We start from the raw sequence: 23,588 nt of genomic DNA on the forward strand, positions 1-23,588 counted from the left end.
CCGAGGGCGATGGCCCTCGGATCTGTCTTTCTATTTACCCCTCCGCGAGAAACCGCAGCAAGGCTTGGTCATACTCGTCGACCATGCCGTTGGCTTCGATCCGTTCGTCGAGCCAGATCTGCTCGTCGCGGGTGATGTCGGTGGCGGCTTCCACCAGCGCGTTGAATTCACGGCGCGGGGGCTTCTTGCCGAAAACCTTGCCGAGATGGTTGGGATTGAGCGCCGCGCGCCCGGTTCGGCCCAGGAAACGCCCGACCGACGAGGTTGTATCGTTCATGAACCTTTCGAGTTCGGCCGCGCGTTCGGTGTCGAGCGGGGTGTGGCTGGTGAAGCCCTGCAGGTAGTTGCCCACCCCTTGCACGAACAGCGCCTTCCATTCGGGCGCGTTGTCGGCGCCAAGTGTTTCGTCCTTCAGGCGAAACAGCAGTTCGGCTTCACGCCGACCGATCCCGGCGGGGCGGTCCGATCCGCTGGAGAAAAGCACACGGCGCAGCAGCGCGGCTTCGGCCTGCGTGACCCGGCCTTTTTCCAGTTCACCGCCGCAGCGCGTGGGGCCTTCGCCGGTCAGCACTTCGCGTTCCAGGCACTCAATGGCCCAGACCCGAAGAGTCTCGGGCGTGGAGAGCGCGGTCTCGAACACGCGGATGAGCGTTTCCAGTTCGGTCAGCGAGCAGACCGCGCCGTCGGCCTCGATCTGCTCGATCAGCCAGCGGGCATTGGCCTCGCTCACATAGCCGCGCGGTTCCTCGATCTCGACGATGAAGTGGGTGATGGCCTCGCGGAAGAACTCGGCCCATTCGGGCTCGGGCGTGGTCAGGCGGCGGTTGACCGCGAAGATCGTCGCCGCCTCTTCGGCTGTGATGGTGCCGTCCGCCCAGCCGGTGCGGCGCAACTCGAGAACGTCCTTGGCGCAGATCGTCCCGTCGGCAAGAGCCTTCTCGGCAATGGCGCTGAAATGCATGGTCATCGGTCGTGCTGGTCCCCGCCCTGGTTGCAGGCGCGAGACTAGGCTGAATAGCCCTAATTACGCGTTAATGCAGGGGCCGCCGAGGCCCGCTGCGCAAGTCCTAGCGCTGGCGCAGCGCCGCGACGCAGGCCGCGCGGTCCACGTCCTGCCCATCCGACTGGCGCCGCGCATCGACGTAGGTCGCGACCGGGGCCTTCGAATTCGAGGTCGGGTAGAGATAGACATCGAGCAGGCAGGCGCGCCCGGTGAACTGCAGCTTGCGCGCATCGCCTTCCCAGACCTCGAGCCGGGGCTGGCCGAACTGGCGCACCAGCTCGCGCTCGGTCACGCCGATCACGCCTTCGAGCCCCGGAATGTTGAGGAAACGCGGGTCGCGCGCGCCGGACGGTGTCGCGGGGCGGATGCTGGTGGCGCGCGGCGGCGCGCTGGTACGCGATCCCCCGCCGCTGCCGCTGCTTGAGACACAGCCCGCCAGCGCCAGGGCCCCGGCCAGCAGGAGCGCGGCTCCCCTCCCCGGGAGCGGCCTGCGGGCGGGCGTGGAACGGCGGCGGCGAAGGCGCGAATGTGCGGGGCGGATCGTCGTCATTATGGCTCCAGCGCATCGCCCGCCGCCGCGTCTGTGTCAACGGGCCGCGGGGGCGGGGAAGGTTGCACCGCGACAGACGGCAGGCTACTCGCGCCATGATGCGGTGCAAAACCTGTGTGCTGCGCGAAGTTCACTGCCGAACAACCCCTTAGCCTGAGGAAACAAGCTGCATGAGCGAGACTACCCTGGACGTCGTTGCCATCGGTAACGCCATTGTCGATGTCATGGCCCCCTGCGAGGATGCCCTGATCGAGGAGCTGGGCCTGGTGCGTGGCGGCATGACCCTGATCGACACCGAGGGGGCGACCTCGCTCTACGCGCGCATGGGCCAGGCGACGGAGATCTCGGGCGGCTCGGCGGCGAACACGCTGGCGGGCCTTGCCGCGCTGGGCGCCGACTGCGGCTTCATCGGCCAGGTCGCCGACGACCAGCTGGGCGAGATCTTTGCCCATGACATTCGTTCGGGCGGCATTGCCTACACCACCGAGCGGCGGGCGGGCGATCCGCCGACGGGGCGCTGCCTGATCTTCGTCTCGCCCGACGGCCAGCGCACGATGAACACCTTCCTCGGCGCTTCGCAGTACCTGCCCGCCGAGGCGCTCGATCTCGACATGATCGCGCGCGCCAAGGTGCTCTACCTCGAAGGTTACCTGTGGGATCCCGAAGAGCCGCGCGCCGCCATGCGCAAGGCGATTGATGCCGCGCGCGGTGCGGGTGCGAAGGTTGCCTTCACGCTGTCCGATGCCTTCGTGATCAGCCGACATGGCGATGACTTCCGCGCGCTCATCGCCGATGGCCTGATCGACATCCTCTTTGCCAACGAGGTCGAACTGGCCGCGCTGACCGGCGAGGACGATTTTGAGGCCGGGATTGCCGCGCTGGCGCCCAAGATCGGGACGTTGGTCGTTACCCGCAGCGAAAAGGGTGCGGTGGCCGCGACCGGCGGCGAGGTGACTCAGGTCCCGGCCGAGCCCATCGCCAAGGTCGTCGATACGACGGGTGCCGGTGACCTCTTCGCGGCCGGCTTCCTCTATGGCCACGTGCGCGGCATGGAGGTTGCCAAGTGCCTCAAGCTTGGGGCAGTCTGTGCAGCCGAGATCATTTCGCACATGGGGGCCCGTCCGGAAGCCGATCTCAAGGCGCTCGCGGGCGTCTGACCCGACAGGGGCCGATTTTCCGGTTCCGGTCCGTCGGGCAGCGCCATGGTGTGCCGCCCGACGGACCGCCCGGAACTGGGGAGTTGGCCGATTGACCTGTCCGGCGCTGATCGACTTCGAGGCAAGCTGCCTGCCCGAATACGGGCAATCCTTTCCCATCGAGGTTGCCATCGCGCGCGTGGACGGGCGCAGCCGGGCCTGGCTCATCAAGCCCTCGCCCCGCTGGACCTACTGGGACTGGTCCGATGAGGCCGAGAGCCTCCATGGCATCAGCCGCGAATTGCTGGAATCCCAGGGCCTGCCGCCAGAGCAGGTCTATGCCGAGATGGTCGCCTTCACCGAGGACTGCGACCTCTACGCCGATGCCGACCTCGACGAATACTGGTTCGAGGTCCTGTGCCACGCCATCGGCAAACCGCTCCCCTTCCCGATCCGCTACCTGGGTGAATTCATCGGCCGGCGCGGCTACACGCGCGAACAGGTCGTGCGCGCGCTGGACGCGGCGCGGGCCAAGCTTCCCAAGGAGCACCTCGCGCGCGAAGATGCGAAGCGGTTGGCGATGATGGTCAAGCTCCTGCTCGACGAGCCGCCCGGAGGGCTCAGCCGCGCGGCGCTCTGATTAATCAAGAGACGAAGAAGAGAAATCCGAGGGCCATCGCCCTCGGGCTCCCCTAACTGTCTGGCTCACCTTTTGCGCGCCAACTTGGCTGAGAGAGGTGAGGTTGCCCGTTCTGGGGTCAAGGGGCGATGGCCCCTTGGAAAAGATCTGAAAACTCAGACCTCGGCAGTGGCCCGGCGCCGAGCCTCTTCCAGGTCTACCTGGCATTCGCGGCGCGCCTCGCGGCGTTCCTCGACGAGCCGGTCGGCAAGCTGGGTGGTGAGCGCGCAGCCGCGTTCGGGCCGGATCGGATGCTTGCGGCGGCATCCGCTCTCGGTGGCGAAGAAGTTGTCCGCGCAGTCCTCGAATTCGGCGACGTCGGCGACGTGCTGGGCGCGGCAGGCCGCGCTCCAGTGGTTCTTGTAGGAAAGCTGGGCGCGGCTCACGCAGTCCTCGAAGGCGGTCTGGGCCGCCTTCTCGCGCCGGGCCTGCTGGGCCAGTGCGTCGGTCTTTTGGACCGCGTTCTCCTGGCGCTGGGCCATAGCCTGGCTCTGCTCGCGGATGTCCTGCGACGGCAGGTAGATGCCGTAGTAGAAGCCGACGCCCGCCCCGCCCATCAGGGCCCCGGCCGCAAGGCACAGCTTGAGGATGGCGTCGGCGTGCTTGATCATGGGCTTAGTGGGCGCTCTTCTCGCGCGCCACCTCGCGCCAGCCGATGTCGCGGCGGGCAAAGCCGGTGGGAAAGTCGATCGCGTCGAGCGCGGCGTAGGCACGCCCCTGCGCTTCGCTGACCGAAGACCCCATGCCGGTCACGTTGAGCACGCGGCCTCCACTGGCCACCAGCGTGTCGTCCTTGATCGCGGTGCCGGCATGGAAGACCTTCACGTGGTCGTTCTCGTTGGCCTCGATTCCCTTGATCGCGCCGCCCTTCTCGGGCGTGCCGGGATAGCCGCGCGCGGCCATCACCACAGTGAGCGCGGGCTCGTCGGAGAAGCGTGGCGGCGCGACCGAGCCGAGGCGATTCTCCGCGCAGGCGTGGAGCAGTTCGACGAGATCGCTCTGCAGGCGCATCATCATCACCTGGCATTCCGGATCGCCGAAGCGGCAGTTGTACTCGATCAGCTTGGGGCCAGCGCTGGTGAGCATGAGGCCCAGGAACAGGACGCCGTTGTAGGGCATGCCCTCGTCGGCGAGTGTGCGCACGGTCGGCGCAATGATGCGGGTCATCGTCTCGGCGGTGAGCTCGGGGGTGAGCACCTTGGCCGGGCTGTAGGCGCCCATGCCGCCGGTGTTGGGGCCGATGTCGCCATCGCCCACGCGCTTGTGGTCCTGCGCGCTGGCGAAGGGCACGATGGTCGAACCATCGGTCAGGGCAAAGAAGCTGGCTTCCTCGCCATCGAGGTATTCCTCGATCACCGCTTCCGCGCCCGCCTCGCCGAAGCGGCCCGAGAAGATTTCCATGACCGCCATTTCGGCCTCGGCCTCGGTCATCGCGACGGTCACGCCCTTGCCCGCGGCAAGACCATCGGCCTTCACCACCACCGGCGCGCCGAATTCGGCCAGAGCGGCAAGTCCGGCGGATTCGCTGGTGACGCGCACATAGCGACCGGTGGGAATGTCGGCCTTGGCGCACAGGTCTTTGGTAAAGCCCTTGGAGCCTTCGAGCTGGGCGGCGGCCTTGTTGGGACCGAACACCGGAACGCCCGCCTCGCGTAGCGAATCGGCAAGGCCGTCGACGAGCGGGGCCTCGGGGCCAATCACGACGAGCCCGATGCGCTTGTCCTCGCAGAAAGCAAGGACGGCGCCGTGGTCGGCCGCATCCAGCTCCACGCAGGTTGCCTCCTGCGCGATACCCGGATTTCCGGGGGCAGCGTAGAGCGCGTCGCACAGCGGGGATTGCGCCATCTTCCATGCCAGCGCATGTTCGCGCCCGCCCGAGCCCAGAAGAAGGATGTTCATAACCCCGTGCCTTTCAATCGATCCACTGACGATGACAATACCGAATACGGTCGCTTGGAGGGGCTGGTAGCGAAGGAGGGCGCAGGGGACAACGCCGCGCCGCTCTCGATCACCGAGATTTCGGCCCGATTGAAGCGCACGGTCGAGGATCGGTTCGGCTATGTGCGCCTGCGCGGGGAGCTTTCGGGCGTCAAGCGCGCGGCCTCCGGGCACCTCTATTGCGCGTTGAAGGACGACAAGGCGGTGATCGACGGGGTGATGTGGCGCGGCAATGCGCAGCGCCTCGCCTTCCGCCCCGAAGACGGGATCGAGGTCGTCGCGGCAGGCAAGCTGACGACCTATCCCGGGCGCTCCAAGTACCAGATCGTGATTGAATCGATGGAGATCGCAGGCGAGGGCGCGCTGCTGGCGCTCCTGGAAAAGCTGCGCGCGCGGCTCGCCGCCGAAGGTCTCTTCGCGCCCGAGAGGAAGCGCGCGCTGCCTTTCCTGCCGCGCACCATCGGTGTCGTCACCTCGCCCACCGGCGCGGTCATTCGCGACATTCTCCACCGCCTGGCTGATCGTTTCCCGAGCGAGGTGCTGGTCTGGCCGGTGCTGGTTCAGGGTGAGGGTGCCGCGCAGCAGGTCGCAAACGCGGTGCGCGGCTTTTCCGACATCGCGCCCGGCGGTCCGGTGCCGCGCCCCGATCTCGTCATCGTCGCGCGCGGCGGCGGTTCGATCGAGGACCTGTGGAGTTTCAACGAGGAAGTGGTCGTGCGCGCGGTGGCCGAATGCTCGATCCCCGTGATCTCGGCCGTGGGGCATGAAACCGACACCACCTTGTGCGACTATGCCGCCGACCGGCGCGCGCCCACGCCGACGGCCGCGGCCGAAATGGCGGTGCCGGTGCGCCGCGAACTGCTGGGCCAGCTGGACGAAATGGGCTTTCGCATGCGCCGCTGCGCGCTGCGCCCGGTAACGCTGGGGCGGGAACGACTGGAGGCGCGCGTGCAGCGCCTGCCCAAGCCCGATGCGATCCTTGCCATGAAGGCGCAGGCGCTTGACGATCTGACCGACCGGCTGCGGCGCGGCCTCAAGGACCGGGCGGGGCGCAAGCGTGAGCATCTGGGCGTCGCCGCCGCCAGGCTCTCGCTGCCGCTGCTCCAGCGTCAGGTTGTCCAGGCGGGCAAGGACCTGGCCGGTACGGGCCTCGAACCGCGCCTCCTGACCCGCCGCTGGGCGCAGGACCGCGACCGGCTGGCGCCTTTTGCGCGCGTGCTGCCCCAGCTCAACCCGCGCCTGCCGCTCGAACGTGGCTATGCGCTGGTGAAGACCGTGGACGGCAAGGCGCTGACCACGCGCGAAAAGGCGGCGGCCGAAACCGGCCTCGTCCTTGAGTTTCGCGATGGCGAACTGGCGGTTGCGGTGGGTGAGGGCGCGGCCCCTTCCGGCTCTTCGGGCCCGGCTCCGGCCCCGGCGCCCAAGGCCAGCCCCAAGCCGTCTCCTGCCCCGCGACCGAAGGCCGAGGAACCGCGACAGGGCGATTTGTTTTGAGGCGGGGCCTCTGCTAGATCCAAGGTCATGCTAATGTCTTCTGCCGACCGTCCCGCCAAGCTCGCCTACGGGCCCAGCAGCTACCGTATGCTGAGCCCGGGCAACTACGTGAATTGCGCCGTGACCGGCGAGCCCATCGCGCTCGAGGAGCTGCGCTACTGGAGCGCGGAGCGGCAGGAAGCCTACGCGAGCGCGGAGATCGCGACGCGCCGCATGCTCTCGGACACCTGACCCAGGGAACCATCCCATGACGAAGTTTGCACGCACGTTCCTCCTTGGCCGCATGGCCTTGGGGAGCGCTCTTGGCTGCGCGGTTCTCGCCGCGGGTACATTTCTTGCTGCCGAGCGCCCGGCTCACGCGGCCGACGATGCGGCGCGCGGGCAGGGCCTCTCCTTTACCGGCGAAGTCACCCAAGGGGGCTGGATTCGCGGCGTCGCGCCCAGGGGCACCGTTTCCATGACGCTCGATGGCGAGGACGTGGGCGTGGCGGAAGGCTCGGGCCGGTGGTTTGCCGCCTTCGACCGCGATGCCAGGGACAGCGCCCGGCTCGTTGCCAAACTGGCCGATGGTTCGGTGGTGGAGCGTACGATCTCGGTTTCGCCGCGCAAGTGGAACATCGAGCGGGTGAACGTCGCGCGCCGCAAGGGCGGACCGTCCGAAGCCTTCATGAAGATCCGCCGTCCCGAACTCGCCCAGATCGTGGCCGCGCGCGCCAAGCGCACCGGCGCCATGGGCTGGACGCAGGACTTCATCTGGCCGGTGAAGGGCCGCATCTCCGGGCGTTTCGGTTCGCAGCGCATCTATCGCGGAGAGCCGGGCAGCTACCACTCGGGCCTCGACATCGCCACCGGCACGAGCGGCACGCCCTTCGTTGCACCGGCCGATGGCACGGTGATCCTGGCGGCCGATTCCAAGCCCTTCTCGCTTGAAGGGCACTTGCTGATGATCGACCATGGCAATGGCCTTAACAGCGCCTTCCTGCACTGCTCGGAAATCGACGTGAAGGTGGGCGATACGGTGCGCCAGGGTCAGGTGATCGGCAAGATCGGCAGCTCGGGCCGCGCGACCGGGCCGCACCTGCACTGGTCGATCAAGTGGAAGGACGCACGTGTCGATCCGATCCTGTTTACTGGGCCGATGAACTGATCGCGCCAGTTCGGAAGAAGGATTTTTCAAGGGGCCATCGCCCCTTGACCCCAGAATCGGCAACCTCACCTCTCTCAGCCGGGATGGCGCGCGGAAGGTGAGCTGGATAGTTCCGGGAGCCCGAGGGCGATGGCCCTCGGAAATCTCCTTTCTTCCTGCTTTATATACCCTAACGTGGCGATATCCGTCTTCAAAGAGGACCCGTGCGCGCTCGTATTGCTTCGCTGATCCTGCTGGCCGGGCTCCTCGTGCCGATCTGGGTGCGCTCACCGCAGCTGCCCGAGCCCGAGGGCAACGGCCTTGCGCTGGCGCGTCAGCGCCTGCCCGATCGGGACCGGCTGGCGCGCGATCTTGGTCCCTTGCGCCTGGAAGGTGCCTGGCAACTGACCGGTGCGAGTGCAGGCGGCTATTCGGCGCTGGTGCCGATTGGCGATGATCAGCTTCTCGCAATCAGCGACGGGGGCATGTGGCTGCACCTCTCCATGCGCGCAGGGGCGCCCTTCCTCCATGCCTATGGCAAGGTGGGCCTGGCGACGCGCAGCAACGAGAAGGAGGACCGCGACGTCGAATCGGCGTTTCGGGACCCGCGAAGCGGCACGATCTGGCTCGGCATGGAGGGCGTCAACGCGATCGTACGCACGGACACACAGTTGCGCGAAGAGAAACGCGTCCAGCCTGCCACGATGCGCGATTGGGACGTCAATTCGGGACCCGAGGCGATGACCCGGCTGCGCGACGGACGTTTTCTCGTGCTGCGCGAGACGCCGATGTCGGGAACGGGTGGGCGCTTGCACGAAGCGGTGCTCTTCGAAGGGGATCCCCTCGAGGGTGCGAAAGCCCAGCTGCTGCAGTTTGCAGGGCCGCGCAACTTTTCCGCGGTCGATGCCGCCACGCTGCCCGACGGGCGCGTGCTGGTGCTCATGCGGCGGCTGGTCTGGCCGGCGCCGCTGACTTTTGCGGGGCGCATCGTCATTGCCGATCCGCGTGACATTGTGCCCGGCAGGGCCTGGACCTCGCAGGAAGTCGCGGTGCTGGCCTCGGACATGCCGCTCGACAATTTCGAGGGAATGGCGGTGCGTGAGGGCGCGCAAGGCCGCGTCGAGATCTGGCTGATCTCGGACGACAACTTCATGCGCCACTGGCAGCGCACGCTTTTGTGGAAGCTGTCGGTCGATCCCGCGCAGCTTCCGCGCACGGACGTGACAAAACACATCCGCTGAGCGCGGGTCCAGATAGCAAAGGACACGCAAAAAGCGCGCGGGTTAACCGCACGCCCTTGCGAGAAGCCGAATTGGCCGTTCACCCCTTGCGGGGTGAGGGCAATCAGGCGGCCTGCTGCTTCTTGAGCTCGCGCTTCACCTTGAGGGCGCGCGGGCTGAGCTTGCCGTCCGAGGTCTTGAGCAGCCAGTTGTCGAGGCCGCCATTGTGCTCGACCGAGCGCAGACCGTGCGTCGAGACACGGAACTTGAAGCTGCGGTCCAGACGTTCCGACATCAGCGTGACGTTCTGGAGGTTGGGCAGGAAGACGCGCTTGGTCTTGTTGTTGGCGTGGCTGACGTTGCAGCCGACCTGACGGCCCTTGCCGGTCAGTTCGCAGATGCGGGACATGTTTACTCTCGCTCGAAAAAAACGGTTGCCGTAAGTACGGGAAGGCGCGCCCTTACTGATTCCCTGTGCAAAGGTCAAGTTGCATGGGCGGATTTCGCAGGCTAGCGCAGGGTACATGACCCGCTGGCCGCTCCCCCAATACATGGCTCTCGCCCTCGCGCAAGCCCGCGAAGCCGCCGATTCGGGGGAGGTCCCTATCGGCGCTGTGGTGGTGAAGGATAAAAAGGTCATCGCCACCGGCCGCAACGCGCCCAGAGCCCGCCATGACCCCACGAGCCACGCTGAAATCGAGGCGATTCGCGAGGCCGCGCGAATCCTTGGCGATGAACGGCTGACCGGATGCGAGCTGTGGGTGACGCTCGAACCTTGCGCGATGTGCGCCGGCGCGATCGCCCACGCCCGTATCGCCAGGCTCTACTATGCGGCCAGCGATCCCAAGGGCGGGGCTGTCGAACACGGCGCGCGCGTCTTCGATCACCCCCAGTGCCTCCACCGCCCCGAGGTCTATTCCGGCATGGGCGAGGCCGAAGCGGCGGACCTCCTGCGCACCTTCTTTCGTGACCGGCGTTGATCGGGGCCGGGAAGATAGAAAAAGGGAGTCTTCAAGGGGCCATCGCCCCTTGACCCCGGAATCGGCGACCTCACCACTCTCAGCCAAGGTGGCGCGCGGGACGTGAGCCAGACAGTTTGGGGAGCCCGAGGGCGATGGCCCTCGGAATCACTTTCCTGATTGTCCAGCTCAAAGTCCCCGCCAGATCTTCATCGCGGTATCGTCGCGCGCGCCCAGCCGCCGGGTGTCGCAGGCGCGGGGGCGGAAATCCGCGCCGTAGCAAAGGCGCACCTCCTGGAGCCAACCCCGGCGGCTGAGGTGGATGCCGATGGCCTTGCGCGGCCAGTCGCGGTTGCGCGCGAGGAAGGCGTCGCGAACGTCTCCGGCTCTCAGGTCGTCCTTGCGCGAGAGGCGGTCGGCGTCGGGCCAGTGAACCGAGCGCCACAGGATCGCACTTACGCGGTAGTACCTGGCGGGGTCCTTCGTCATGCAGCTGCCGTGCTTGGCCCATTCGTGGACCAGCAGCGAAGGGGACGGGCTCATGCACAGGTGCCTGCGCAGCGTCTGCGGGCGGGGCAGGGGCGCCACTGCGCACCACTGCGGGGAGGGTCCCCGCGCGGCCTCGGGCCAAAGGCCGTGGAGGATGAAGCCGAAGCGCCCGAAGCGGGTGTCGCACTGCATCACCTTGGGATTGCCGCGGGTCTTGCACCAGTCAGGCGACCAGCTGGCCGCCAGCGTGTAGCCTGCGATGGGACGCGGGCGGGCAGGGCCATCGGGCGTGACCGGCTCCGGCGGCGCGAGTTGGCGCGGCATGCGGCACTGGTAGGCTTGTGCGAGGGCGTGCTGAGGGACAAGCGGCGTCACCAGGAGTGCGAGGCCGATGCAGATGCCCGCGCGCGCCATTCTAGCGGAAGATGTCCCGGTGATCGGGGGCCTGGCCTCTGGCGCGCACCCAGGCGAGCGCGTCGGTGCACAGCAGCAGCGCTACCGAGACAAGTTCGAGCGCGAGGTTCACAAGGCTCAGCGCCAGATGGAGCGAGCCTGGGGCCGCGTACTCTTCCCAGAAGACGATGGTCATCGGCAGGTCCAGCAGCGCAAGGCCGACATAGAACCACAGCGCGATGACGTTGGCGCGCCGGGCGATCATGTACCAGAAGCACAGGTAGTAGCCGACGGCGTACATCGCCATCAGCACCATCGGCAGGCTGCCGGGCTCCTGCGCATAGGTCAGCGGCACGGTGGCGAGGGCCGTGAGGCCCTGCGCCAGCATCAGGGCACCGAAGATGCGGATCGAGGTTGGCCGGGAAGCCATCGCGCGCAGTCCTCCAGGGTCAGAGCGGGGTGAAATCGAGCCCGATGTCGGCCGCCGGCGCGCTCTGGGTGAGGCGCCCGACCGAGACATAAGTGACGCCCGAGGCCGCAATCGCACCGATGGTGGCGAGATTGACCCCGCCCGAGGCCTCGGTGGGCACGCGCCCGGCGACGCGGGCCACGGCCTCGCGCAGCATGTCGGGGCCCATGTTGTCGAGCAGGAGGTGGTGGGCGCCCGCCTCGATGGCCGGTTCGATCTGTTCGAGGTGATCGACCTCGCAGATGATCTGCGCAACGCCCGCTGCGCGCGCGCGCGCCACGGCCGGGCCGACGCCGCCCGCGACAAGGACGTGGTTGTCCTTGATCATGGCGGCATCCCACAGGCCCATGCGGTGGTTCTGGGCGCCGCCCATGCGGGTGGCGTACTTTTCGAGGTGCCGCAGGCCCGGAATGGTCTTGCGCGTGTCGAGAAGGGTCGCGTGGCCCTCCATCGCATCGACGTAGGCGCGGGTCATCGTGGCGATGCCGGACAGGTGCTGGACGGTGTTGAGCGCGCTGCGCTCGGCTGTCAGCATGGCGCGCGCGTTGCCGGTGAGGCGCATGAGGTCGGCGCCCGGCTGGACCTGCGTGCCTTCTGCGACGAGAATCTCGATTTCCATTTCGGGATCGAGCGCGCGGAAGAAGGCGGCGGCGAGCGGCAGGCCTGCCACCGTGATCGCATCGCGCGAATCCATGACGCCCGAGAAGCGCGCGTCGGCATCGATGACGCTTTCGCTGGTGACGTCGCGTCCGCCTCCGGGAAGTCCTTCGCCCAGGTCCTCGGCGAGGGTGGCGGCAACGAATGTGTCGATGGCGAAGGCCTCGGATGCGAGGCCGGACAGGGTCGGCTCAGTCATATGCGTGTCCTTGCCAAGCGATTGCCCGCCTGTCGAGGAGGCGTTGCATCCCGGATTTGCAAAATACGCAAAAGGAGAGCATAGGGGCTCCAACACGAGCTCACAGGCCACAAGGCGCTCGTGGCTGCATGACCCAGGACCCACGGCCCGGAGCCCCCCGCTTCAGGTGCCCGCAGTCCCCCCGGATCGCTGTTCAGCCCAACCCTGCCGATGCCCGGACGCCCCCCGCGTCTGCCGGGCGTTTTTCGGCTGCCGTTCTGGCCCACACCGCTCGTGCCCGGGATCGGATTGCGTGCGCACCCTGCAAAGGAGCGCAAGGTCCTCCCGTTCAACAGCAATGCCGGGTCGCCGGTACACGATATAGGAGCAGTTTCATGGCCCAGGGCCCCATCAAGCCTTTCCTCATCCAGAAGGACGAGAGCGGCAATTTCCGTCTGACCGTGCGCACCACGCGCTACAACTCGATCGGTTACCCGATCGTCTCGTCCAAGCTGCAGGACGAGATCTTCGAGACGCAGTCGGCGGCCAAGGCCTTTGCCCGCAAGAACTTCAACGCCGAAGCCGGTGAGTACGCGACCAAGTAAGGTTGCGCGAAACACCCGGCCGGACACCGGCCACCCCTTGCACCTGAATGGCCGGTGCCTCGTGCGACGAAGGGCCCTGCCCGTCCCCTGGAAAGGGTGACCGGCGGGGCCCTTTTGATTCGTTTTCCGGCGCTGGTTCGTGGGTCAGTGCACGAAGCGGGCGATCACGTCGCGGTAGCTGCGCGAGACCTTCACCTGCGCGCCCGAATCGAGCACGAGGAAGCATTCGCCGTTGGTGTGCGGCTTGACCTGGCGGACCTGGTTGAGGTTGACGATGGTCGAGCGGTGGACGCGCTGGAACACGCGCGGGTCGAGGCGGCGTTCCAGGTCCTTCATCGTCTCGCGCAGGATCAGCGAATTGTCGGCGGTGCGGATGCACATGTAGTCACCCGCCGCCTCGATGTGCTCGATCGTGTCGACATCGATGCGGAAGATCTGGCCGCGGTCCTTGATGTTGATGAGCTTCTCGTAGCGCTCCGAGGCGGCCTGTTCGGGGTCTTCCGGGATGTGGTCGACTGCATCGGGGGCCACTTCGGCAAGTACCGACTTCAGCTTCTCGGCCTCTTCGGCGGACTTCTTTTCCGCGATGCGCTGGCGCACGCGGGCCAGCGTGTCGTCGAGCTTGCTCTCGTCGACCGGCTTCATCAGGTAGTTCACCGCGTTGGCCTCGAAGGCGCGCACGGCGTGCTCCTGATAGGCGGTCACGAAGACGAAGAGCGGGGGTTCGATCTCCATCACGCCCTTGACCACCGAGAAGCCGTCGAAGCCGGGCATCTGGATGTCGAGGAAGACGAGATCGGGCTTTTCGGTCTTGATCTTGCGGATCGCCTCGCGCCCGTTCGAGCACGTGTCGATGATCTCGACATCGGGGTATTTCTCGAGGCGCAGCTGCAGGCCCTGGATGGCCAGCTTCTCGTCGTCGACAAGGATCGTGCGAATTGTCATCTTTTTACTTCTCCGGAAAAAAGCGCAATGCGCGCCATCCCCCTTTGTTCCCGCCCCCTTTGGTGATTGCGGGTGGTGTGCTCAGCGTCCCGCCAGAGCGGCCTGGGGTGGCCGACCGGGCAGGTCTTCCTCGGCTTCGTCCCGGCGTTCGGCGGGCATCTCGATAAGGACGGCAAAGCCGCCCTCGACCGGTTCGAGCGTCTCGAAACGGTGATCCTCGCCGTACGCCTGGTCAAGCCTGTCACGAATGTTCGATAGGCCAACGCCGGTGGATACCGGCTCCCCTCCATCGTAGGTCATGCCCGACAACCTGTTGTCGGTGGTGGCGCTTTGCAAGCCCGGCCCGGTATCGGAGACGGTAATGCGAAGCGTAGGGCCGATGAGTTGCGTGGCGATGGTGATCTCGGCCCCGGATTCCTGCGGGCTCACGGCATACTTGATGGCGTTTTCGACCAGCGGCTGGAGCAGCAGCGAGGGCAGCAGGCACTTCTCGGTGGCGGGATCGATGGTGAAGGTGGTGCGCAGCCGTTCCTCGAAGCGCATGCGCTCGATGTCGAGGTAGAGTTTCAGCGTCTCGACCTCCTGCGCCACCGTCACCCGCGCGGAGGGCTTGTTGACGAGGGTGTAGCGCAGGAACGAGGAAAGCCGGCTCAGCATCGCGTTCGCCGGCTCTGTCTGCTTGAGCAGCACCAGCGTCGAGATCGAGTTCAGCGTGTTGAACAGGAAGTGCGGGTTGAGCTGGTAGCGCAGCATGGCCAGCTGCGCGCTCGTCGCCTGGCTTTCGAGCCGGATCAGCTGGTCGTTCTGCTCCTCCACCTGGAGGTAGAAGTTGATCGCGTAGTAAAGCGCGGACCAGGCACCCAGCAGCGTCGCGTCGATGTAGAGCACGCCCAGAAACAGCTGGGTGAAGCTGGCGTCGCTGTCGGTGCGCCAGAGCGACCAGACCCAGGCGTCGATGAAAGCGTGGAGCGAGACCGCAAAGGCCAGGATCACCGCGGTCAGGCCCCAGGTGATGATCGGGCGGCGTGTGATGAGCCCCCGGTAGATCACCGAGAGGACGAGCGAGATCGAGAAGCCGGTGATCGTCTGGATCAGCACCAGGACCAGCGAGGTCAGCGGCTGGTTGTTGGCGATCATCGACATCGTGCGCAGCAGCATCGCACCGGCCCAGCCGGCGGTCTGCAGGCGCCAGAAGGCCTTGTCCTTGTTCGCGAAGAACGGAATCGGCTGGATGGGCAGTACGCGCATGACCATGGTCTAGCCTAGATTGGGGGCGGCCCGAAACCGGGCCGCCTGAAAAGCAGTGGGCTCAGCTGTCCTGTGCAGAGCGTGCGGCGCGCGCCTCGTCGAGCGCGCGGGACAGCTGGTCGATGCCGACCGCGCCTGCGATCAGGGCGTCGCCCGCAATCCAGCTCGGCGTTCCGGTGAAGCCCAGTTGACTCGCCATCTTGAGGTTGCGCTGGATCTCCTCATCGACCGTGGGGCTTTCGGCCACGCGGCGCGCGCGCTCCATGTCGAGGCCGACCTTCTGCGCGACTGCCTCGATCGTGGCTTCATCGACCTGGCCTGCCGCGTACATTGCGTCATGGAACGCCGGGTACTTGCCCTGTTCGGCGGCGGCGAGCGCCATGCGCGCGGCGGCCGGGCTTGCCGGGCTGATCACGGGCAGTTCGCGCACGACGATGCGCAGGTCCGGGTTCTTCGCGATCAGCGCCTGCACGTCGGGCAGGCTCTGGCGGCAGTAGCCACAGGCAAAATCGCTGAATTCGACCAGCGTGGTGGTGCCGTCGGGATTGCCCAGGACCGCGCCGGGGAAGGGGGTTTCCACGCTCTGGCGCACCCCGGCGAGCTGCTCTTGCGATTCGCGCTTCTGCAGGTTTTCCATCGCCTGGGGCAGGATCTCGGGGTGTTCGAGGATGTAGTCGTGGACTACGCGTTCCACCGCCAAGCGGCCTGCGAACCAGCCGCCTGTGCCAATCACGGCGATGGCGGCAATCCCGGCAGCAAGCTTCGTTCCCATTCCCATGTGTATCCTGGCGTCCTGTCTGGTCTGTCGAGGGTGGTCGGTGGTTGTGTGAAGGTGCCCTAGCGGCGCTCGGCGCGGCGTTCCAGTTCAGCGCGCGCCTGCATCTCGATATCCTGGGCACGAAGCCAGTCGGCGGAGTATTCCGGGAGGCCCGCCTCGGCGGCCTGGGCGCTGCGCAGGGCCTCCGCCATGCGGCCCGAGAGCGCCTGCTGTTCGGCGCTGGCAAGATAGGCGCGGGGCATGTCGTTGTCCTGTGCGTAGATGACGCCCAGCTGGTACCAGGCAAAGGGGTTCTCGCGGTCGCGCACCACGGCGGCCTTGAGAACGCGGCGCGCCTCGTCGTGGTTGGCGCGGTCTTCGGTTGCGATCAGCGCGTGGCCGAAGAGGGTGGCGATGAGCGGCTGGTTGCCCGTTTCCTGCGTGGCCTTGCGCAAGGGCTCGAGCGCCTTTTTCGGCTGCCCGCTTTCCAGCAGGATCTGCCCCTGCATTTCCAGGAAATAGGGATCTTCGGGGTCGGTCTCGACCAGGGCGGCGACTTCCGCGCTCGCCTTCTCGAACTGGTTCTCGCGGTGGTAGGCGTAGGCGCGGGCATAGCGCGCGGGCACCGTGTTGACGGTCGTGGGATATTCGCGGAACACGAGGCGCGGCTCGGCGAGGTAGCCGAACAGCTTGGCCTTCATGCGCACGAAGCGTTTCTGGATGTCGGCGTTGGCCGGTTTATCCCAGGCCGGGTCCTTCTGGTAGGTGTCCTGGAGCGTCTGGATACGGTCCCCGGTGAGCGGGTGGGTGGAGAAGAACTCGTCGCCCTCCTGCGGACGGTAGCCATGACGAAATTCCAGGTTCTGCAGCTTCTTGAAGAACTCGATCGAGCCGCGCCCGCTGATCCCGGCCTTGGATAGGTACTCCGCGCCCGCCGCGTCGGCCGAGGCTTCCTGCGAGCGGGTGTAGGCAAGGAACTTGCCCATTGCGGCCTGCTGCCCGGCCATCATCACGCCAAGGCCCGCTTCCGCGCTGCCGGCCGCTGCGGCGGCCGCGCCCAGCAGCAGCGAGAGGATCGAGATATTGCTCGCTGCCGAGGCGCCCGGGCGCAGCACGGCATGCCCGCCGGTGACGTGGCCCAGCTCGTGCGCGATCACGCCCTGGACTTCCTCGGCGGTGTCCGCCTCGTTGATGAGGCCCGCATTGACGTAGACCGCCTGGCCGCCCGCAACGAAGGCGTTGACCGACATGTCGTTGACGAGAACGATGTCGACGTTCTCGGGCTCCAGCCCGGAGGCCGCAATCAGCGGCTCGGCCATGTCGTGGAGCAGCGCCTCTGTCTCGGCGTCGCGCAGGATCGATTGCGCGGCGGCCGGGGTGGCCGACCAGCCGAGCAGGGCCAGAACGGAAATCAGGGCAGCGGCGAAACGCATCAACGGCATGGTGCCTCTAGGGCCTTTCGGGCCTTAACCGGTGCTGAAGCGCCCTTCGAGCAGGGCGCCGGGGAACGGTGCGAAGCCTAGCGGGGGCGATGGGCCGTGGGAAGTGGGGACGGAGGAAGGACAATGACCAAGGGGCCATCGCCCCTTGACCGCGGAATCGGCGACCTCACCTCTTTCGGCCACCAGTGCATGCGGGACGTGAGGTCGACAGTTCGGGGAGCCCGAGGGCGATGGCCCTCGGATATCTCTTCTTCTGCCAGCCCCTGGCCGTTGTGCTCAATCGAGCAGATGGCGCGCCGCACGATCCAGCAGGCGGGCATCATCGTCGATCTCGCCCAGCAGGATCAGTCGGCCTTCGGGGGTACGGCGCGCGACGAGGACGGCAAATTCGCTGCCCTGCGCGCTCTGTTCGAAGGGTTTGGGCGGCATCTGGCGCAGCGCGGCAAGGAGTTCCTCGTGGCGAGCGATCAGGGCGCTGGCGTCCCCGGCCTCGGCGCGGCGCAGGTCGCGCTCGGTGCGAACCACCGCCTTGAGGCCGCCGGGCGTCGTGGCGAGTAGATCCCTGAGGCCCCCGCGGGCAAGGCCCAGGCGCTGGCCGTGGGCCATGGCGGTGGCAAATTCGGTGAGGCGCGTCTTGTCGTAATCGGTCCCGAAGACGAGCTTGGCCACGGGCAGCAGCGGGGCGCGCTCCTGCACGGTGATCTCGGCCTGGGCGAGCAGTTCGGCGTACGCGTCCGGAGCCTCCTCGGTGGCCAGCGCGAAGTCGTAGGCACGGCCGATGGCCGTGTAGAGCGCCTCGCGCGAGCGGCTTTCGCAGCCGCGCGCCAGGCGCGCTTCCTCACGAGCCGCGCCCAGCCAGTCGGCGAGGTCACGCGGGGCGGGCGGCGCAAAGCCGGTCGGCGTGCTGGCGGCCAGTTCCGCCGGATCGACGAGGCCGAACTGCGCGGTCGGCAGCTCGAGTGAGAGTGCGGGGAGTTCGATACCGCGGGCGAGATCGAAGGCCTCGTCGGCCGGGCCATCGGCCCATTCGGTCATCGGGGCCGTTTCGCGCAGCATGGCGGGCACGCGTTCGTCGGCCTGCGCGGGGGCATCGCCCCCGCGTGCCGCGCGCGCCTGCGCTTCGGCCGCGCTCAGCGTCTTCCAGTTGATGACGCCCAGGATCGCATCGATGGTAGCATCGTCGCGTGCGAAGGGGAGCAGGATCCCGCGGTAGAGCACGGTCTCGCCGCGCTGGTTGACGAATTCGGCCTCGAACCCGATCGGGGCCTGGTTCGCCAGGATCTGCATGTAGTGGTCGGTGATGCGCGAGAGCAGCGAGCGGCTGGGCACGTCCGCCAGGGTGCGGATCGGCGTGTCGAGGTCGCACTCCTGCGCCAGCTTGGCGCCCACGAACCGGACGATGGGGTCCTCGATCCCCTCGGCAAAGTCGAGCAGGACGCTGTTGGGACCGAAGTCGAAGATCGTTTCGGGGGCAAGGTCGTCGGTGTGGGGAAAGGCGCGTTCGCCCAGAAGACCCGCCCAGAAGTTGTAGGCGCGCACCTGCATGCGCCGCTCGTCGCGGCCCACGGCAACAGGCGTGTCCGATTCGGTGTTGCCCGCCTCCTCGAAAGGCACGTCGGGCTCGGAAAACTGACCGCGCAACGTATCCATGTGGAATCCCCAAGTCTCCGACAGGCCCATCGTCATGCCTTGCCGTGGTAAAATAATCTTTAAATGCGCGACGCAGTGGATCAATTGGGGCTCAATCCTCGCCGACGACACCTTCGCCCAGGCGCGGCAGTGGGGCGAGCACGCGCAGCAGCAGGAACCCGGCCAGCAGCGCGACCGATCCGGCGTGGAGCGCGAAGGGTAGCCCCTTCCAGTCCGCCAGCGCCCCCCAGATCCACGCGCCGATGGCCATGCCCCCGAAGGTGACCGCCTGGTAGATCGAAAGGCAGCGGCCCAGAATCGATTCGGGCGAACGCAGCTGCACCGCGGTGTTGATGGTGGTGAGGATCAGCACCCAGGCCATCCCCGAGATGAACGCGGCAGGCAGGGCGAGCGGGATCGTGCGCACCTCGGCGATGACCGAAAGCGAGAGCACGAAGGTCCCGGTGCCGAGCAGGAGAATGCCCTCAAGGCCGAGCTTGCGGCGGATCGCGGTGCCGAACGGAGCCGCGCAGATCGAGCCGATCCCGAACAGGCCCAGCATCATTCCGAAGTCGATCTCGGTGCCGCCGATCTGGTCGCTGACCACGGTGGGCAGCAACGCCTGGTAGGCCGAGAGGCCGAGGCCCAGAGCGAAGCTGCGGGTGAGGATCCGGCGCAAGGGGCGGGTCTTCGCGCAATAGCTGATTCCCGCCCAGACGGCGGGCAGGATCGGGGTCGGGGCGATCTTGCGGTGCTGCGGGCGCCACCACAGCAGCACGCCGATGAGGCCGATGTAGCTGACCGCGTTGATCGCGAAGGCGAAGGATACATCCCAGATCGAGATGAGGAGACCGCCCAGCGCAGGGCCTACCGAACGCGCGATGTTGAAGGAGATCGAGTTGAGCGCAATCGCCTGGGGAATCTGGCGCGGCGCGACGACTTGGCGCACCGAGGCCTGCCAGGCGGGCGCGTTGAGCGCGGTGCCGATGCCCACGCTCAGCGTGAAGGCGAGCAGCAGGATTGGGGAGATGAGCCCGGCATAGGTGAGCCCCGCCAGCAGGCTGGAGACAAGCAGCATGCCCGATTGCGCGATCAGCATGACGATGCGGCGGTCGTAGTTGTCGGCAATCGCGCCTGCAAACACGCCGAAGAGCATGATCGGCACGGTGGTCGAGGCCTGGACCAGCGCGACGAGCTGGTGCGAGCTTGTCAGGTCGGTCATCAGCCAGGCCGCGGCCACACCCTGCATCGTCGCGCCCAGGTTCGAGAACAGGTTCGCGATCCAGATCGAGCGGAAGACGGGGTGGCGAAACGGAGAGAACGGGCCCTCGGGACCGCCGGGCGAGGTCTGCGCCGTCGCCGAGGGCGGGCGGGGGCTTTGCTGCGATCCTTCCACCTTTTCGGCGTTAGGGGGCACGGCGCGCGGCGGCAAGCCTTATGGGCCTGTCCAGGCGGCAAATAGCGCGCCTAGAGCAAATAACGCATGCGGATCGTCAGGCGGGTATTCTCCGTACCGGTGGCGAAGGCGGCCTTGTCGAAAGCCGGCGGGCCCATGCGTACGGGGGCATCGCGTGAGAAACCGAAGCCCTCGCGCGGGATGATGAGCGCCTTGTCGAGCTTGCCGTTGGCGTTTTCGTCGTGGATCAGCGCGACGGCGTAGCGGCCTTGTGCGACCGGCCCGAAGTCGAGCTCCACGTCCTTGCTGGCCGGAACGATCAGGCGGTGCGCCTCGGGGTCCTTGTCGCAGTCGGGAAAGGTGTCGGGATCGCGGGTCAGGCAGGCCAGGATCTGCCCCTTGGTGGAGCGAAGGTCGGTGATGCGGGCGGTGACGTGGGGCACCGCGCCCTTCACCGCGAGCGCGCTGGTGACGACTTTGGCGGCGGGCGCCGAAGCCCCCTCGTCCCCGGCGCCTGTTGCCCCCATGGCGAGCGGCGCAAGGGCGAGCAGGCTCAGGGCGTGGATATACCCCGGTCGGTCCCGCAGAGGTGGTCCCAGAACCGGAAATAGAGGCCGTAGTTGCATCGGTACTGCTCGTGGTGGCGGTGGTGGTGCGAGGCGGTGATCAGCCAGTGGCCGAGCCGCGAGCGGACAAGGGCCGGGGGGAAGATCTCCCAGCCCATGTGGTTGGTGATGCCCATCACGGTCATGATGGTGAGAACGAGGCCGAGCATGGCCACGTGGATCGGGATAAGGAAGACGAGCGCGGGGATCACCACCGCGCCCGTCACCGCCTCGACGGGGTGGAAGCTCATCGCCGCCCAGGCCGTGGGCGGGCGGCTGGCGTGGTGGACCGCATGGGCGATGCGGAACACGCGCGGGCGGTGCATCCAGCGGTGGGTCCAGTAGAACCAGGTGTCGTGGGCAAAGAGGAAGAGGAAGACCGAAAGCGGCATCCACCACACAGGGTAGGCGGAAAAATCGGTGTAGATGCGCGTCCAGCCATGGGCCTGCCAGCCCCAGGCCACGATCCCGGCGGGAACGCCGTAGATCCCGGCCGAGAGCAGCGACCAGAAGATCTCGCGGCGGATCTGGCGGTCCATTCCGGCATAGAGTCCGGGCCGGGCGCGCCGGGTGATGAGCGCGAAGAGACCGGAGGTCGCCAGATAGCGCCCGCCCACGATGGCCGTCATGGCCAGAGCCGAGACGAGAAGGGCCCAGAGGCCGGGGGCGGAAAGCGATCCCATATACCCACTTATGCCTGCGCGCTGGACGCCTGCAAAGCCATGGCGGGAAAAGATACGCCGAATTCAGTGCGATCCGGGTTCAGTAAAGACAGGAAGAGGCTTCCGAGGGCCATCGCCCTCGGGCTCCCCAAACTGTCGACCTCACCTCCCGCGCGCAGCCTTGGCTGAGACAGGTGAGGTTGCCCGTTCCGGGGTCAAGGGGCGATGGCCCCTTGAATCATCTCTTCTTTCCTTTTGATATGGCCAGAAACGAAACGATCCCGAGAGCAGGGCCCTCGGGATCGTCGTGTATGCATGCGATAAGTGGCAGGCTTAGCCTGCGCGGCGCACTGCGTTCTTGTGCGTGCCCACGCTCTTGCCGCCGCGAGGACGGAAGCGGCGCTTGCGCTCACCTTCGCCCGTGCCACCCGCGTTTGCGCCGTTGGTGCGCTCGCCGCGCGGAGCTTCGCGGCGATCCTGGCGCTCGCCCTCACCGCCCTGGCGATCGCGGCGCGGCTTGCCGCCGCCCGAACGGCCGCCCTGGCCGCCGCCGTTGCCACCCCGAGCGTTGTTGCCGCCGCGGCCACCGCCCGAGCGGCCCTGGCCCTGGGGCTCAGGCTTGCGGCGGGTGGGAGCGGGCAGGCGGCGCGCCTCAACCACGAAATCCTCGGGCAGGCCGAGCGCGGTCAGCTTGACGCGGGTCAGGCGCTCGATGTCGCGGATGTAGGGCTTCTCGTCCGGCGCGACGAAGCTCACGGCCACGCCGTCGGCACCCGCACGCGCGGTGCGGCCGATGCGGTGGACGTACTGTTCGGGCACGTTCGGGATCTCGAAGTTGTAGACGTGCGACACGCCCGAGACGTCGATGCCGCGCGCGGCGATGTCGGTTGCGACAAGGACGCGGATCGTGCCCTGGCGGAAGCCGCCGAGTGCGGCGGTGCGCTGGGCCTGGCTCTTGTTGCCGTGGATCGCGGCGGCGGGAATGCCAGCGGCGGTCAGGTGGCGCACCACGCGGTCCGCGCCGTGCTTGGTGCGGGTGAAGACGAGCGCGCGGTCGATCGCGCCGTGCTCGGCCTTTTCGGCAGCGTCTTCGGCGAGGCCTTCCCGCAGGCGGATGGTAAGCAGCGCCTGCTTCTCGGCCTGGTTGATGAAGGTCGCGTACTGCTCGACGCGCTCGGCCGTGGTCGACTGCGGCGCGACCTCGACCTTGATCGGGTTGTTGATGAACTGCTTGCCCAGCTCGGCAATGGCCTGGGGCATGGTGGCCGAGAAGAACAGGCTCTGACGCTGCTTGGGGAGCAGGGCGGCTACGCGCTTGAGCGGCACGATGAAGCCCAGGTCCATCATCTGGTCAGCCTCGTCGAGGACGAAGATCTCGACGTGCTTGAGGGTCAGCGCGCGGCTGTCGATGAGGTCGAGCAGACGGCCGGGCGTTGCGACAAGGACGTCGCAGCCGCGCTCGAGCGCGCGGGCCTGCTTGCCCGCCGGAACGCCGCCAAAGACGCACTGGATCGAGAGATTGAGGAACTTGGCATAGCCACGCATGTTGTCAGCGATCTGCGCGGCAAGCTCACGCGTGGGCGAGAGCACCAGCATGCGGCAGCCGGCGTTCTGGCGCGGCTTGGGATCGGCGGCGAGGCGATGCAGCGAGGGCAGCGAGAAGGCCGCCGTCTTGCCGGTCCCGGTCTGCGCGATGCCGAGCAGGTCGCGGCCCTCGAGCAGCGAGGGGATCGACTTGCGCTGGATCGGCGAGGGATCGGTATAGCCCTTGGCCTCGAGCGCACGCAGCAGGGGCTCGGCCAGACCAAGGTCGTTAAAATAGGACATGCACGTCACTTTCAAGTTGTCATGCTTGGTGCGCGCCAGGAACATCGAAGCAAGCGCGCGCACGGCAAGGTGTCGTTCGGGCGACCCTGCGTGAAGAAGGAAGCTTGGTTCTATCGCAACCGCTCGTCCGGGCCGGTCCGGGATTTTTCGGCTTTTCGCCTACCCCTGGACCTCACGCCGC

25 protein-coding genes are annotated in these 23,588 nt (G+C 67.2%); 8 read left to right on the forward strand and 17 right to left on the reverse strand.

Annotated features, from left to right (window positions below; translation table 11 throughout):
* Positions 1–34: 34 nt before the first annotated feature.
* Both LC060_RS18585 and LC060_RS18590 read right to left on the reverse strand, forming a co-directional pair.
* Complete coding sequence (locus tag LC060_RS18585; RefSeq protein ID WP_226638189.1) at positions 35–967, reverse strand: hypothetical protein; 933 nt, start codon at positions 965–967, stop codon at positions 35–37.
* Between the two features lie 100 nt (positions 968–1,067).
* Complete coding sequence (locus LC060_RS18590; RefSeq protein ID WP_226638190.1) at positions 1,068–1,553, reverse strand: hypothetical protein; 486 nt, start codon at positions 1,551–1,553, stop codon at positions 1,068–1,070.
* Positions 1,554–1,723: 170 nt separating this feature from the next.
* Between LC060_RS18590 and LC060_RS18595 the strand changes: the two genes are divergently transcribed.
* Both LC060_RS18595 and LC060_RS18600 read left to right on the forward strand, forming a co-directional pair.
* Entirely contained in the window at positions 1,724–2,710 is a 987-nt protein-coding gene (locus LC060_RS18595; protein WP_226638191.1) for an adenosine kinase, read from the forward strand.
* A gap of 91 nt (positions 2,711–2,801) precedes the next feature.
* Positions 2,802–3,329: a hypothetical protein gene (locus LC060_RS18600; RefSeq protein WP_226638192.1), complete on the forward strand. Its 528-nt coding sequence runs from the start codon at positions 2,802–2,804 to the stop codon at positions 3,327–3,329.
* 155 nt (positions 3,330–3,484) lie between these two features.
* On the opposite strand, the gene LC060_RS18605 is transcribed toward LC060_RS18600, so the two are convergent.
* Together LC060_RS18605 and purD are read right to left on the reverse strand one after the other, a co-directional pair.
* Positions 3,485–3,979, reverse strand: coding sequence for a hypothetical protein (locus LC060_RS18605; RefSeq protein ID WP_226638193.1), 495 nt, complete (start codon positions 3,977–3,979; stop codon positions 3,485–3,487).
* A gap of 4 nt (positions 3,980–3,983) precedes the next feature.
* A complete protein-coding gene (purD, locus tag LC060_RS18610) occupies positions 3,984–5,267 on the reverse strand; it encodes a phosphoribosylamine--glycine ligase (protein WP_226638194.1) in 1,284 nt (427 codons plus the stop codon).
* Between purD and xseA the strand changes: the two genes are divergently transcribed.
* The 4 genes from xseA (at position 5,229) to LC060_RS18630 (ending at position 9,167) form a co-directional block, all read left to right on the forward strand.
* Positions 5,229–6,800, forward strand: coding sequence for an exodeoxyribonuclease VII large subunit (gene xseA / locus LC060_RS18615; RefSeq protein ID WP_226638195.1), 1,572 nt, complete (start codon positions 5,229–5,231; stop codon positions 6,798–6,800). The genes purD and xseA overlap by 39 nt on opposite strands.
* A 27-nt stretch (positions 6,801–6,827) precedes the next feature.
* Positions 6,828–7,031 carry a DUF2093 domain-containing protein gene (locus LC060_RS18620; protein WP_039389797.1) on the forward strand — a complete coding sequence of 68 codons (204 nt, stop codon included), beginning with the start codon at positions 6,828–6,830 and terminating at the stop codon, positions 7,029–7,031.
* 16 nt (positions 7,032–7,047) lie between these two features.
* Positions 7,048–7,947: a M23 family metallopeptidase gene (locus tag LC060_RS18625; protein ID WP_226638196.1), complete on the forward strand. Its 900-nt coding sequence runs from the start codon at positions 7,048–7,050 to the stop codon at positions 7,945–7,947.
* A gap of 203 nt (positions 7,948–8,150) precedes the next feature.
* Positions 8,151–9,167, forward strand: a complete 1,017-nt coding sequence (locus LC060_RS18630; RefSeq protein ID WP_226638197.1) for an esterase-like activity of phytase family protein — start codon at positions 8,151–8,153, stop codon at positions 9,165–9,167.
* Between the two features lie 103 nt (positions 9,168–9,270).
* Here LC060_RS18630 and rpmB read toward each other — a convergent pair whose 3' ends face one another.
* Positions 9,271–9,555, reverse strand: coding sequence for a 50S ribosomal protein L28 (gene rpmB / locus LC060_RS18635; RefSeq protein ID WP_039389789.1), 285 nt, complete (start codon positions 9,553–9,555; stop codon positions 9,271–9,273).
* 115 nt (positions 9,556–9,670) lie between these two features.
* Between rpmB and LC060_RS18640 the strand changes: the two genes are divergently transcribed.
* Positions 9,671–10,126 carry a nucleoside deaminase gene (locus LC060_RS18640; protein ID WP_226638198.1) on the forward strand — a complete coding sequence of 152 codons (456 nt, stop codon included), beginning with the start codon at positions 9,671–9,673 and terminating at the stop codon, positions 10,124–10,126.
* Between the two features lie 168 nt (positions 10,127–10,294).
* Here LC060_RS18640 and LC060_RS18645 read toward each other — a convergent pair whose 3' ends face one another.
* Genes LC060_RS18645 through nadC form a run of 3 tightly spaced genes read right to left on the reverse strand, consistent with a single transcriptional unit; the run spans position 10,295 to position 12,312 of the window.
* The gene (locus tag LC060_RS18645) at positions 10,295–11,008 is read right to left on the reverse strand and encodes a ribonuclease T2 family protein (protein WP_226638199.1); all 714 of its coding nucleotides are present in this window, start codon (positions 11,006–11,008) and stop codon (positions 10,295–10,297) included.
* Between the two features lies 1 nt (position 11,009).
* Complete coding sequence (locus LC060_RS18650) at positions 11,010–11,417, reverse strand: hypothetical protein (RefSeq protein ID WP_226638200.1); 408 nt, start codon at positions 11,415–11,417, stop codon at positions 11,010–11,012.
* A 19-nt stretch (positions 11,418–11,436) separates the two neighbouring features.
* A complete protein-coding gene (gene nadC / locus LC060_RS18655; protein ID WP_226638201.1) occupies positions 11,437–12,312 on the reverse strand; it encodes a carboxylating nicotinate-nucleotide diphosphorylase in 876 nt (291 codons plus the stop codon).
* Positions 12,313–12,686: 374 nt separating this feature from the next.
* Between nadC and LC060_RS18660 the strand changes: the two genes are divergently transcribed.
* The gene (locus LC060_RS18660; RefSeq protein ID WP_039389778.1) at positions 12,687–12,896 is read left to right on the forward strand and encodes a hypothetical protein; all 210 of its coding nucleotides are present in this window, start codon (positions 12,687–12,689) and stop codon (positions 12,894–12,896) included.
* Positions 12,897–13,040: 144 nt separating this feature from the next.
* On the opposite strand, the gene LC060_RS18665 is transcribed toward LC060_RS18660, so the two are convergent.
* The 9 genes from LC060_RS18665 to LC060_RS18705 all read right to left on the reverse strand — a co-directional run bounded on the left by LC060_RS18665 (position 13,041) and on the right by LC060_RS18705 (position 23,407).
* A complete protein-coding gene (locus LC060_RS18665; protein ID WP_226638202.1) occupies positions 13,041–13,841 on the reverse strand; it encodes a LytR/AlgR family response regulator transcription factor in 801 nt (266 codons plus the stop codon).
* Positions 13,842–13,922: 81 nt separating this feature from the next.
* The gene (locus LC060_RS18670; protein WP_226638203.1) at positions 13,923–15,089 is read right to left on the reverse strand and encodes a sensor histidine kinase; all 1,167 of its coding nucleotides are present in this window, start codon (positions 15,087–15,089) and stop codon (positions 13,923–13,925) included.
* A gap of 61 nt (positions 15,090–15,150) precedes the next feature.
* Positions 15,151–15,861, reverse strand: a complete 711-nt coding sequence (locus LC060_RS18675; RefSeq protein ID WP_226638204.1) for a DsbA family protein — start codon at positions 15,859–15,861, stop codon at positions 15,151–15,153.
* A gap of 65 nt (positions 15,862–15,926) precedes the next feature.
* Entirely contained in the window at positions 15,927–17,288 is a 1,362-nt protein-coding gene (locus tag LC060_RS18680; RefSeq protein ID WP_413465135.1) for a M48 family metalloprotease, read from the reverse strand.
* Between the two features lie 276 nt (positions 17,289–17,564).
* Positions 17,565–18,938 carry a hypothetical protein gene (locus LC060_RS18685; RefSeq protein ID WP_226638205.1) on the reverse strand — a complete coding sequence of 458 codons (1,374 nt, stop codon included), beginning with the start codon at positions 18,936–18,938 and terminating at the stop codon, positions 17,565–17,567.
* 91 nt (positions 18,939–19,029) lie between these two features.
* Entirely contained in the window at positions 19,030–20,334 is a 1,305-nt protein-coding gene (locus LC060_RS18690) for an MFS transporter (RefSeq protein WP_226638206.1), read from the reverse strand.
* A 50-nt stretch (positions 20,335–20,384) separates the two neighbouring features.
* A complete protein-coding gene (locus LC060_RS18695; protein ID WP_226638207.1) occupies positions 20,385–20,840 on the reverse strand; it encodes a DUF2141 domain-containing protein in 456 nt (151 codons plus the stop codon).
* Positions 20,841–20,866: 26 nt separating this feature from the next.
* The gene (locus LC060_RS18700; protein ID WP_226638208.1) at positions 20,867–21,601 is read right to left on the reverse strand and encodes a sterol desaturase family protein; all 735 of its coding nucleotides are present in this window, start codon (positions 21,599–21,601) and stop codon (positions 20,867–20,869) included.
* A gap of 312 nt (positions 21,602–21,913) precedes the next feature.
* Positions 21,914–23,407 carry a DEAD/DEAH box helicase gene (locus tag LC060_RS18705; protein ID WP_226638209.1) on the reverse strand — a complete coding sequence of 498 codons (1,494 nt, stop codon included), beginning with the start codon at positions 23,405–23,407 and terminating at the stop codon, positions 21,914–21,916.
* Positions 23,408–23,588: the final 181 nt, after the last annotated feature.

It is taken from the genome of Novosphingobium profundi (assembly GCF_020524485.1).
GTDB lineage: Bacteria > Pseudomonadota > Alphaproteobacteria > Sphingomonadales > Sphingomonadaceae > Novosphingobium > Novosphingobium profundi_A.